At 56.9% G+C, this 11,906-nt stretch carries 10 protein-coding genes; all 10 read right to left on the minus strand.

Annotation, left to right across the window (positions count from 1 at the left end):
* Positions 1-9 precede the first annotated feature (9 nt).
* Positions 10-2,466, minus strand: coding sequence for a ribonuclease R (gene rnr, locus ACK5JN_RS17490; protein WP_416871326.1), 2,457 nt, complete (start codon positions 2,464-2,466; stop codon positions 10-12).
* 38 nt (positions 2,467-2,504) lie between these two features.
* Positions 2,505-2,930 carry a nitric oxide-sensing transcriptional repressor NsrR gene (gene nsrR / locus ACK5JN_RS17495; RefSeq protein WP_416871327.1) on the minus strand — a complete coding sequence of 142 codons (426 nt, stop codon included), beginning with the start codon at positions 2,928-2,930 and terminating at the stop codon, positions 2,505-2,507.
* 228 nt (positions 2,931-3,158) lie between these two features.
* Positions 3,159-4,457, minus strand: coding sequence for an adenylosuccinate synthase (purA, locus tag ACK5JN_RS17500; protein ID WP_416871328.1), 1,299 nt, complete (start codon positions 4,455-4,457; stop codon positions 3,159-3,161).
* A gap of 102 nt (positions 4,458-4,559) precedes the next feature.
* The gene (locus ACK5JN_RS17505; protein ID WP_416871329.1) at positions 4,560-4,757 is read right to left on the minus strand and encodes a DUF2065 domain-containing protein; all 198 of its coding nucleotides are present in this window, start codon (positions 4,755-4,757) and stop codon (positions 4,560-4,562) included.
* A 70-nt stretch (positions 4,758-4,827) separates the two neighbouring features.
* Entirely contained in the window at positions 4,828-5,832 is a 1,005-nt protein-coding gene (hflC, locus tag ACK5JN_RS17510; protein ID WP_064546859.1) for a protease modulator HflC, read from the minus strand.
* Between the two features lie 2 nt (positions 5,833-5,834).
* The gene (gene hflK, locus ACK5JN_RS17515) at positions 5,835-7,094 is read right to left on the minus strand and encodes an FtsH protease activity modulator HflK (protein WP_416871330.1); all 1,260 of its coding nucleotides are present in this window, start codon (positions 7,092-7,094) and stop codon (positions 5,835-5,837) included.
* Positions 7,095-7,250: 156 nt separating this feature from the next.
* Entirely contained in the window at positions 7,251-8,531 is a 1,281-nt protein-coding gene (hflX, locus tag ACK5JN_RS17520; protein WP_416871331.1) for a ribosome rescue GTPase HflX, read from the minus strand.
* 126 nt (positions 8,532-8,657) lie between these two features.
* Positions 8,658-8,963 (minus strand): RNA chaperone Hfq, encoded by a 306-nt coding sequence (gene hfq, locus ACK5JN_RS17525; RefSeq protein WP_052284691.1) that lies wholly within the window; start codon positions 8,961-8,963, stop codon positions 8,658-8,660.
* Positions 8,964-9,112: 149 nt separating this feature from the next.
* A complete protein-coding gene (miaA, locus tag ACK5JN_RS17530) occupies positions 9,113-10,063 on the minus strand; it encodes a tRNA (adenosine(37)-N6)-dimethylallyltransferase MiaA (protein WP_416871332.1) in 951 nt (316 codons plus the stop codon).
* On the minus strand, positions 10,056-11,906 hold the full coding sequence (gene mutL / locus ACK5JN_RS17535; protein WP_416871333.1) for a DNA mismatch repair endonuclease MutL: 1,851 nt from the start codon (positions 11,904-11,906) through the stop codon (positions 10,056-10,058). Before mutL ends, miaA begins: the two co-directional genes overlap by 8 nt.

Genomic DNA, 11,906 nt, shown 5'->3' on the forward strand with positions numbered 1-11,906 from the left:
GGAACAAGGTTATTCCGCTGCTTTTTTCTTCGCGGCGCGCTTAGCTTTGGTTGCCGCCGCGATTTTCTGCGTCCTGGTCGAAGGTTTTTTCGCCTTCTTCGCCGCACCTTTCTCGGTAGACGCCGGTTTAGCTTTCGCCTTACCTTTCTTCTCACCGCGGAACGCGCTGTCCGGTTCGAAGTTTACGCGTTTGCCCACCTGACGGCGTTTACCGCCCGGCTTGCCGCCCGCGTCTTTCTTCGATTTTTCACGCGCGGTTTTACCCACGTTGCGCGGCGCGCGTTCGCTGGAGATCAGCGAGAAGTCAATTTTGCGCTCGTCCATATTCACCGCTTCCACGCGGACTTCCACGCGGTCGCCAAGGCGATAGGTCTGGCCGCCGGATTCACCGATCAGCCGCTGGCCGACCTGGTCAAAGCGGTAGTAGTCGTTATCCAGCGAGGAGACGTGCACCAGGCCATCAATAAACAGCTCGTCCAGACGGACAAAGAAGCCAAAGCCGGTCACGCTGGCAATCACGCCGTTAAAGACGTTGCCGACCTGATCCTGCATAAAGTCGCATTTCAGCCAGTCGGAAACGTCACGGGTCGCTTCATCAGCGCGGCGTTCGGTCATCGAACAGTGCTGGCCCAGCTGCAGCATCTCTTCCATAGAATAATGGTAGCCGCCGGTCTCCGTGCTGTTGCCCTTATGCCCCTGCTCTTTCGCCAGCAGATATTTGATGGCGCGGTGCAGCGACAGGTCAGGGTAACGACGGATCGGCGAGGTGAAGTGCGCATAAGACTGCAGCGCCAGGCCGAAGTGACCGCGGTTTTCCGGATCGTAGATAGCCTGCTTCATCGAACGCAGCAGCATGGTTTGCAGCATTTCAGCATCCGGCCTGTCGGCCACGGATTCCAGCAGCTCGGCGTAGTCGCGCGGCTCCGGCTTGTTGCCGCCCGGCAGCTCCAGGCCCAGCTCAGAGAGCACGGAACGGAACGCGGTGATCGCTTCGGTGGTCGGCTTATCGTGGATACGGAACAGCGCCGGCTCTTTGGCTTTCTCAACGAAACGCGCCGCCGAGATGTTGGCCAGGATCATGCACTCTTCAATCAGCTTGTGGGCATCGTTACGCTGGGTCTGTTCGATACGCTCAATGCGGCGATCGGCGTTGAAGATAAACTTCGCTTCTTCACTTTCAAAGGAGATGCCGCCACGCTCGGCGCGCGCCTGATCCAGCACTTTGTAGAGGTTGTGCAGTTCTTCGATATGTTTGACCAGCGGCGCGTACTGTTCACGCAGCTCCTGGTCGCCCTGCAGCATATGCCAGACCTTGGTGTAGGTCAGACGCGCATGCGAGCTCATGACCGCTTCATAGAATTTAAAGCCGGTTAAACGCCCTTTGGTTGAGACGGTCATTTCACAGACCATACACAGACGGTCAACCTGCGGGTTCAGCGAGCACAGGCCGTTGGAGAGCACTTCCGGCAGCATCGGAACGACCTGCGTTGGGAAGTATACTGACGTTCCGCGGCTACGGGCTTCGTTGTCCAGCGGTGTCGGCGGACGGACGTAGTAGCTCACGTCGGCAATGGCCACCCACAGGCGCCAGCCGCCGCCGCGTTTTTTCTCGCAGTAGACCGCATCATCAAAGTCACGGGCGTCTTCACCGTCGATGGTGACCAGCGGCAAATCGCGCAGGTCAACGCGGCCAATTTTGGCCTCTTCCGGCACCTGCTCTTTTAATCCGGCAACCTGCGCTTCTACCGCTGGCGGCCAGACGTAAGGAATTTCATGGGTGCGCAGCGCCATTTCAACCGCCACGCCGGTGCCCATATTATCGCCGAGCACTTCGACGATTTTACCGATCGCTTTGGTGCGGCGGGTTGGGCGCTGGGTCAGTTCGACCACCACCACAAAACCCATACGCGCACCCATCAGCGATTCAGGCGGGATCAGGATATCGAAGCTCAGGCGGCTGTCGTCCGGAACGACAAAGCCCACGCCGGCGTCGGTAAAGTAGCGGCCGACAATCTGCGCGTTACGCGGCACCAGCACGCGAACGATGCGCGCTTCGCGGCGGCCTTTACGGTCCGCGCCCAGCGGCTGCGCCAGCACTTCATCGCCGTGCATGCACATTTTCATCTGCTCGCTCGACAGATACAGGTCGTCCTTGCGCCCTTCAACGCGCAGGAAGCCGTAGCCGTCGCGGTGGCCGATAACCATGCCTTTGAGCAGGTCCAGACGTTCCGGCAGCGCGTAGCACTGGCGGCGGGTAAAGACCAGCTGCCCGTCGCGCTCCATCGCCCGCAGGCGACGGCGAAGCGCTTCGATTTGCTCTTCGCCTTCAATGTTCAGCTCGACGGCCAGTTCTTCACGATTAGCCGGCTTTTCGCGTTTTGTTAAATGTTCGAGGATAAATTCCCGGCTAGGGATAGGGTTAGCGTATTTTTCCGCTTCGCGTTCCTGGAAAGGATCTTGTGACATCTCGGTTCCTCCGTTGTCATCTCTGGTGGAGATATTCGTCACTCCACCAGCAATAATTTGTATAGCGGTTGATTGTGTTCAACCAAATCAGCCAGTGTGTAGTTGTCCAGTTCCTTGAGAAAACTTTGCACGGCTTGAGAAAGCGCCTGTTTCAGACGACAGGCAGGCGTAATGTGGCAAAACTCGCTGCTGCAGTTCACCAGCGACAGCGGTTCAAGCTCACGCACCACGTCCCCTACGCGAATATCTTTCGCCGGTTTACCCAGACGGATACCGCCATTTTTCCCCCGCACCGCCGTCACGTACCCGGCGCGGCTTAGCTGGTTGATGATTTTAACCATATGGTTACGCGACACGCCGTAGACCTCGGTCACCTCCGAGATATTGGTCATCTTGCCTTCCGGCAGCGACGCCATGTAAATCAGCGCACGGAGTCCATAATCGGTAAAACTTGTTAACTGCACATCAACCTCAGGGAAAAGGGGAAAAACAGGATGAGCCTGTTGATATTAATTATATTGATGATAAACCAGCCAGCCTGTGAGCCGCTAATTTATTTCTTTCGGGAAGGAAAAAAGCGAGGGTTTAACGCACGATTAAGCCGGATGGCGACGCTTTGCGTCTTATCCGGCCTACAAAGCGAGTAGGCCTGATAAGCGCAGCGCCACAGGGCGCTGCACCTTGAACCACAATTATGCGTCGAACGGGTCGCGCAGAATCATGGTTTCAGTACGGTCCGGGCCCGTTGAAATAATATCAATCGGCACACCGGTCAGTTCTTCAATACGCTTGATGTAGTTCAGCGCTGCCTGCGGCAGGCCACTACGATCCTTCACGCCAAAGGTGGTTTCAGACCAGCCCGGCATGGTTTCGTAGATTGGTTCGATACCTTCCCAATCATCAGCCGCCAGCGGGGTGGTGGTCACTTCACGGCCGTCCGGCATGCGGTAGGCCACGCAAATTTTCACTTCCTTCAGGCCGTCCAGAACGTCCAGCTTAGTCAGGCAGAAGCCAGACAGGGAGTTGATCTGTACAGCACGACGCACGGCAACGGCGTCCAGCCAGCCGGTACGACGACGACGGCCGGTCGTGGCGCCGTATTCGTTACCCTGCTTGCACAGGAACTCACCGGTGTCATCAAACAGTTCGGTCGGGAACGGACCGGCACCCACGCGAGTGGAGTACGCTTTGATGATGCCCAGTACGTAGTCAACATAGCGCGGGCCAAGGCCAGAACCGGTTGCTACGCCACCTGCGGTGGTGTTGGAAGAGGTTACGTACGGATAGGTACCGTGGTCGATATCCAGCAGCGTGCCCTGCGCGCCTTCGAACATCACGAAGTCGCCGCGCTTACGCGCCTGATCCAGCAGGTCAGAAACGTCAACCACCATGCTGGTCAGGATGTCGGCAACCGCCATCACGTCGTCCAGCACTTTCTGGTAGTCAACCGCGTCAGCTTTGTAGAAGTTCACCAGCTGGAAGTTGTGATATTCCATCACTTCTTTCAGTTTGTCGGCGAAAGTGGCTTTATCGAACAGATCGCCCACGCGCAGACCGCGACGAGCGACTTTATCTTCGTAAGCCGGGCCGATACCGCGACCGGTAGTACCGATAGCTTTGGAGCCACGCGCTTTTTCGCGAGCGTTATCCAGCGCGACGTGATAGTCGAGGATTAACGGGCATGCTTCGGAAAGCAGCAGACGTTCGCGAACCGGGATACCACGGTCTTCCAGGCCTTTCATCTCTTTCATCAGCGCAGCCGGAGACAGCACAACACCGTTACCGATGATGCTGGTTACATTCTCGCGGAGAATACCTGATGGAATAAGATGGAGGACGGTTTTTTCACCGTTGATTACGAGAGTATGGCCTGCGTTGTGGCCACCCTGATAGCGAACAACATATTTTGCACGCTCAGTAAGAAGATCGACGATCTTGCCTTTACCTTCGTCACCCCATTGGGTGCCCAGTACGACGACGTTGTTACCCATTTTTCAAAATCACCCATTGCTTAAAAATGGATTCTACCATCGCTTTTTCAGATATACAGCACTTTTTCACCACAAAATGGCACTTTATCGCTGGCTTTTTAATCAGCCAATCGTTTTCGTCAACATGTAGTAGATCACTACGCCAGCAACCACAAGACCGCCGCCAAATCGACGTAACATCGTATCCGGTAACTGGGTCATCGTAGAAATCATCTTACGCCAGGTTTTTGGGTAGAGCATCGGGCCGAGGCCTTCGAGAACTAACACCAGCGCGAGCGCCAGCCAGATTGTGGAATTCATTTTTCATCCTTATAAAAGAAAACCACCGGCTCCCGAGGGAGGCGGTGGTTTTATTCAGGCTATCGCGCGCTTAGCGGGCGGTAGTCCCCGGGTTTTTCATATAGCGGAAGAAATCGCTATCCGGGCTCAGGACCATCACGTCCTGATTGCTATCGAAGCTCTTCTCGTAGGCACGCAGGCTACGGATAAAGGCATAGAAGTCCGGATCCTGGCTGAACGCATCGGCGAACAGTTTAGCCGCTTCGGCATCACCTTCACCGCGCAGGATACGGCCCTGGCGCTCTGCCTCTGCCAGCGTCTTCGTCACTTCATAGTCAGCGGTAGCGCGCAGTTTTTCTGCCTCTTCCTGACCCTGTGAACGGTGACGACGGGCTACAGCTTCACGCTCGGCGCGCATACGGTTGTAGATAGCCTCAGACACTTCGGTCGGCAGGTTGATCTGCTTGATACGCACATCGACCACTTCAATACCTAACGCCGCCATACTGTTCGGGTTAATGGTTGGCCCTTTGATGTTCGCCTGCTGCTCAACGCGCTCTGCGGCTTCCGCAATCGCGCTATCGGCTGCCGGAGTGGCCACTTCATCTTCCGCGCCGGAAGAACCGGAGTTCAGGGCATCGCGTACTTCCAGGGTCAGACGACCGCGGGAGTCGGTGACGATGTCTTTCACGTCCAGACGACCAATTTCAGAACGCAGACGGTCAGAGAATTTACGCTTCAGCAGCACTTCGGCCTGGGAGACGTCGCCGCCGCCGGTTGCCAGGAAGTAACGGCTGAAGTCGCTGATGCGCCACTTGATGTAGGAGTCGACGATCAGGTCTTTCTTCTCTTTGGTCACGAAACGATCGGCCTGGTTATCCATGGTCTGGATACGCGCGTCCAGCATTTTCACCGACTGAATGAACGGCACCTTAAAGTGCAGGCCCGGCTCATAAATCAACGGTTTCTTATCGCTGTCGCGCACCACGCTGCTGAACTGGAACTTAATTCCGCGCTCGCCTTCTTTAACCACGAAGATAGAAGTGTACAGCACTACCAGCACGATGATGATAATCGCAATAACTGACTTACGCATCGTTATTCCCCCTGACGCTGGTAGTCGTTACGCTGCGCGTTAGCGCGGCGTTGGTCCATGATATTGCCCTGACTGGCAGACGAGTTGTTGCTCGCGCTACTGCTGGAAGAGGACGCAGGCGGCAGGCGCAACAGGTTATTCGCACCACTGCTATCGCTCTTTGCTGCCGGGGCGTTGCCGCCTTTCAGCATCTGATCCAGCGGCAGCACCATCAGGTTGCCGTTCTTGTTGTCGCTCACCAGCACTTTACGGGTATGGCTCAGCACTTTTTCCATGGTCTCGATATACAGACGCTCGCGGGTAATCTGCGGAGCAGCCTTGTATTCTGGCAGGATCTTGGCAAAGCGCGCCACTTCACCCTGCGCTTCCAGCACGGTCTGAGTCTTATACGCACGCGCTTCTTCCAGAATACGCTGCGCCTGACCGTTAGCACGCGGCTGCACTTCGTTGGTGTACGCTTCTGCTTCACGGATGTACTGCTGCTCGTTTTCACGCGCGGCAATCGCATCATCGAAGGAAGACTTCACCTCTTCCGGCGGACGAGCGGCCTGGAAGTTGACGTCCAGCAGGGTAATACCCATGTTGTACGGACGAATGGTCTCTTCCAGCTCGCGCTGGGTATCGCTACGAATAACGGTACGACCTTCGGTCAGGATACGGTCCATGGTGTATTTACCGATGACGCCACGCAGGGCGCTGTCGGTGGCCTGACGCAGACTGTCGTCGGCGCTGGTCACGCTAAACAGATAGCGCTGCGGATCGGTCACGCGGTACTGCACGTTCATTTCGACGCGCACGACGTTTTCGTCGGAAGTCAGCATCACGCCAGACGCGGCCAGTTCGCGTACGGCTTCGACGTTCACCGGCGTCACTTCGTCGATGAAGGTTGGCTTCCAGTTCAGGCCCGGTTCCACCAGGTGGCTGAACTTACCAAAGCGCGTCACAACGCCGCGCTCGGCTTCTTTAATGGTATAGAACCCGCTGGCCGCCCAAATGACGACCACGGCAGCCGCTGCGATACCGACGATGCGCCCGCCCATCGGGCTACGTGGCCCTTGAGACGAACCGCTGCCGGAACCGCCTTTACCGCCCCCAAAACCACCGAGCTTTTTGCTCAGCTTACGGAAGATATCATCCAAATCCGGCGGCCCCTGATCGCGACCGCCTTTATTTCCATTCCCCCCGGAGTTGCCGCCTTGATTATTGCTGCTTCCCCACGGGTCGCGGTCTTGTCCGTTATTACCGGGCTGATTCCACGCCATGTTTATGCTCCATATTTGTTATGCGGTGATATACCTTTTCCCAGTCCAGATCATTTGGCTGATAACCGCGACGCCGTCCTGGTTGTCGCGATCGCGCGGAGGCGACCTGAACCGCTGGGTGCCCAAAGGGCTAATGTTTTCAGGCAAGCTGCACGGTCAGACGACGTAGTCTGCCAGTGTCGGTTCTTGTTTACAGAGGCGACGCCAGTCGACAATCGGCATACGAACCTGCAAATTGAGACTGCCATCCTCCTCCATCCACTCTTTTTCGATTGCCTGAAGCTGATAAAAGCGGCTGCGCAAACGCCCTTCCTGCGGAGGCAGACGCAGCGTGTGCTGCGCGACTTCGCCGGCCAGTCGTTCGGTCAACGCCTGAAAAAGGAGTGGTATCCCTACCCCGGTTTGTGCAGACAGCCACACCCGGGTAGGTTTGTTCTCTTCATCACGGTCGATACGCGGTTCGAAGTCGTCGAGCATATCGATCTTGTTCATCACCAGCAGGGTCGGAATCTCGTGCGCGTCGATCTCTTCAAGAACGGTATTTACCGCATCGATGTTTTCCTGCACGCGAACGTCCGCGGCGTCAATCACGTGCAGCAGCAGCGTGGCTTCGCGCGTTTCCTGCAGTGTGGCTTTAAACGCCGCCACCAGGTCATGCGGCAGGTGACGAATAAAGCCTACGGTATCCGCCAGCACGGTCTCGCCCACATCAGCCACGTCAATACGACGCAACGTCGGGTCAAGGGTCGCAAACAGCTGATCGGCGGCGTACACCTCCGCCTGCGTAATATGGTTAAACAACGTCGATTTACCGGCGTTGGTGTAGCCCACCAGCGATACCGTTGGCACATCGGCCTTCACGCGCGCGCGACGGCCCTGCTCACGCTGTTTCTCTACGCGCTCAATGCGCGAGAGGATTTGCATAATACGGTTACGCAGTAAACGACGGTCGGTTTCGAGCTGGGTTTCACCCGGGCCGCGCAAACCGATACCGCCTTTTTGTCTTTCAAGGTGCGTCCAACCGCGCACCAGGCGCGTCGCCAGATGGCGAAGCTGCGCCAGCTCAACCTGCAGCTTACCCTCATGGGTACGCGCACGTTGGGCGAAAATATCTAAGATCAGACCGGTACGGTCGATAACCCGGCATTGACACAGGGCTTCAAGGTTACGCTCCTGCGCTGGGCTTAGTGCGTGATCGAACAGCACCACGGAAGCACCTGTCGCTTTGACGGCTTCCGCAATCTCGACAGCCTTACCTTCACCAACAAAATATTTTGGGTGCGGCGCTTTACGGCTACCAGTAATCACCTGCATTGCTTCGACGCCGGCGGAAGAGACCAGAGATTCAAACTCCTGGAGGTCTTCCATATCTTTGTCTTGCGTAAAATAGATGTGTACCAGCACCGCCTGCTCACCGGCGTCATAACGGTCAAACAAGCGTTATATCTCCTGAAATACCAGCGGGGAACCAAAATGCTCGTCGTCTTTTAAGCCGCAGCTGCGTTGACTTAAAAGCCATAGAGCATATGCTGGCTCCCCGACATGGATTAACAGCCATCAACCTTATTCGGTTTCTTCGCTGTCTTGCTGTGCAGAACCCTGCGCGTTGCTACCGTGATGGTAGTTGCTACCGGTGCCGCCGCCAGCGTTGTTGCTGTGGTGGGAAACCGGACGGGACGGAACAACGGTAGAAATTGCGTGCTTATAGACCATCTGGCTGACCGTGTTTTTCAACAGGATCACGAACTGATCGAAAGACTCAATTTGCCCTTGCAGCTTAATACCATTCACCAAATAAATAGAAACTGGAACACGTTCCCGACGCAGTGCGTTCAGGAACGGATCTTGTAAAGATTGCCCCTTAGCCATTCTCTCTTTTCCTTATATGCTTATTTGTACTTATACACGCCATCCCTCAAGCCGCTTCTGCGTTATCTGCTTTGCTACAGCCCGAACGATGTTGCGTATGAACCTTACGATTCCGAAAATTGCGCACGATACGACTCAATTGTACACATTCAGTCTACACTAGCACCCACTACCTGTAATAGTTGGTTAAACGCCTGCTCCGGTTGCTCACTATCTAACCAGTGAACCCCTTCCCAACCGCGTAACCACGTCACCTGGCGCTTGGCTAGCTGTCTCGTGGCACAAACTCCTCTATAAACCATTTCATCATATGAAATTTCGCCTTCAAGGTATGACCACATCTGGCGATATCCCACACAACGAATGGAAGGCATGTCCGTATGCAAATCTCCACGGGCAAATAGCGCCCGCACTTCTGCTTCAAAACCCGAAGCCAACATCTGATGAAAACGCTGCTCAATGCGCTGATGGAGCAGTTCACGGCTCGCCGGGGCGATGGCGAACTGATGCACCTTGTAGGGCAGAGCGTCTCCTGACGTTTGCGTCAGCTCCGTTAAAGTTTTACCCGAAATGAAAAAAACTTCCAGTGCTCGGGAAAGTCTTTGCGGATCATTCGGATGAATGCGCTCGGCCGCGACGGGGTCAATTTCCCGCAGCTGCTGATGCAGCGCCACCCATCCCTGCTCTGCTGCCTGCTGCTCAATTCGCGCCCGGACTTCCGGGTCGGCCGAGGGCAGCGGTGATAAACCTTCAAGCAACGCCTTGAAATACAACATGGTTCCACCGACCAGCAGCGGAATTTTCCCTGCGGCAGTGATCTCGGCCATCTGCGCCAGCGCATCACGACGGAAATCCGCCGCCGAGTAGGCCTGTGCAGGGTCGAGAATATCCAGCAGCCGATGCGGAGCGGCTTGCAGCTCCTCCGCGCTCGGCTTGGCAGTGCCGATATCCATCCCCCGATAGATGAGGGCGGAATCTACACTAATCAACTCTACTGGCAAAACTTTACGCAGCTCAATGGCCAGCGCCGTCTTGCCCGAGGCGGTTGGCCCCATTAAAAAAATTGCCTTAGGCAGGCTCGCCTCGGTTACGTCACTCATGTCTCAGGGCGTTCATCGCAGAATCTAAATCAACGGGTTGTAACAAACCACCCGGCGGAGCTTTGACCAGCTGCGGGCAAAGACGTTCAACATCTGCCAGCATCGCGATGGCCTGCGCGGTATTCCACTGCGCGTGGTCGCTTGCCAGATGACGGGCCAACCACTGCGCCACGTCGCCGGCATCAACCTGAGTTTTCTCCACCAGGTAGCCTATCAGTTCAGGAATCAAGATTTGTAAATTTTGTTGTCGTAAGGGTAAAGGCACGGCGCAGATCGTCACGTGCTGCCCCTCTAGCAGAATTTCAATGCCCAGCTGGCCCAGCATTTCCCGCGTGTTTTCCAGGGTTTTACGCTCGTTCTCGCTCGCTTTCAGGCGCAGCGGAATGAGCAGCGGCTGAGCGCAAATGGTCGCCTCGCCGGGCGTGAGCTGCGCCTGACGCAGCCACCGTTCCGCGACCGGCAACGACAGCAGATTGAGCTTACCGTTACGCTCCAGCAGCGCGCAGCGTTCATCAATGATGGCCAGCACGCGGCCAAAGCTCTGGCTGTGTCCCGCCAGGTTTTCCGCCACAGGCTTGACCGGCTCTGGCCGACTCACCGGCGTATCCAGCAGCTGGCGATACAGCGCCCCCTGCTGTTTCTGGTAGCCAGGCTGCGCGTTCGGCCAGCTTGCGCCGCCGCTGCGCCCACCGCCGCCGCTTGATGACGACTGATAGCGCGGCGTCTCCGGCTCGCGTGCCGCCGCCGGTTCGGCGAACTGATTGCGCCCGGCGGCGATACGGTTCTCCGGCAGCGCGCGCGGCGCGGGTTCATCCTCTTCCGCCAGCGGCAACGGCGCATCCAGCTGCTGTTGCAGCACGCTCAGAACGCCCTGGTAGATAAAGTCATGCACCAGCCGAGACTGGTGGAAACGCACTTCATGCTTAGCCGGATGGACGTTCACGTCCACCTGATGCGGATCGATTTCCAGATACAGCACAAACGCCGGCTGCTGATCCGCCCCAAGCTTGTCTTCGCAGGCCTGGCGAATGGCGTGGTTGATCAAGCGGTCGCGCATCATGCGGCCGTTAACGTAGCAATACTGAATTTCCGCCAGCACGGCGGTGGTGTGTTTCGGGTCGACCACCCAGCCACGCATCGCCAGGTCACCGTGCTGCCACTCAATCGCTAGCGCCTGTTCGAGGAACGGCGCACCGCAGATAGCCCCCAGACGGCGTTCTTGCGACGCCCCTTCGGCTACCGCGCGATACTGGCGGATCGCCTTGCCGTTGTGGGTCAGGTTGAAGCTCACATCGAAGCGCGCCAGCGCAATGCGGCGAATGATCTCATCGATATGATTGAATTCGGTTTTTTCGGTACGCATAAACTTGCGCCGCGCCGGCGTGTTATAGAACAGATCCAACACTTCCAGCGTGGTGCCAACCGGGTGCGCAGCGGGTTTGACGGTGACGTCCTGGTCGCGCCCTTCGGCGTAGGCCTGCCAGGCTTCCTGCTGCTCCGCCGTGCGTGAGGTGAGCGTCAGGCGCGACACCGAGCTGATGCTCGCCAGCGCTTCGCCGCGAAAGCCGAGGCTGATAATGGCTTCCAGATCGTCCAGCGAGGCGATTTTACTGGTGGCATGACGCGCCAGCGCGAGGGCCAGCTCGTCTTTCTTGATGCCGCAGCCGTTATCGCGGATGCGGATAAGCTTCGCGCCGCCGCGTTCAATATCAATATCGATGCGGGTGGCGCCCGCATCGAGACTGTTTTCCACCAGTTCTTTCACTACCGATGCAGGCCGCTCAACCACTTCACCCGCGGCAATCTGGTTCGCAAGCTGCGGCGGTAAAACCTGAATCGGCAT

This window comes from Kluyvera sp., assembly GCF_047971185.1.
Taxonomy (GTDB): Bacteria; Pseudomonadota; Gammaproteobacteria; order Enterobacterales; family Enterobacteriaceae; genus Kluyvera.

Coding starts and splice junctions, on each gene's coding strand:
- rnr (WP_416871326.1), bottom strand. CDS start 2,466: ATGTCACAAGATCCTTTCCAGGAACGCGAAGCGGAAAAATACGCTAAC.
- purA (WP_416871328.1), bottom strand. CDS start 4,457: ATGGGTAACAACGTCGTCGTACTGGGCACCCAATGGGGTGACGAAGGT.
- ACK5JN_RS17505 (WP_416871329.1), bottom strand. CDS start 4,757: ATGAATTCCACAATCTGGCTGGCGCTCGCGCTGGTGTTAGTTCTCGAA.
- hflC (WP_064546859.1), bottom strand. CDS start 5,832: ATGCGTAAGTCAGTTATTGCGATTATCATCATCGTGCTGGTAGTGCTG.
- hflK (WP_416871330.1), bottom strand. CDS start 7,094: ATGGCGTGGAATCAGCCCGGTAATAACGGACAAGACCGCGACCCGTGG.
- hfq (WP_052284691.1), bottom strand. CDS start 8,963: ATGGCTAAGGGGCAATCTTTACAAGATCCGTTCCTGAACGCACTGCGT.
- miaA (WP_416871332.1), bottom strand. CDS start 10,063: ATGAGTGACGTAACCGAGGCGAGCCTGCCTAAGGCAATTTTTTTAATG.
- mutL (WP_416871333.1), bottom strand. CDS start 11,906: ATGCCGATTCAGGTTTTACCGCCGCAGCTTGCGAACCAGATTGCCGCG.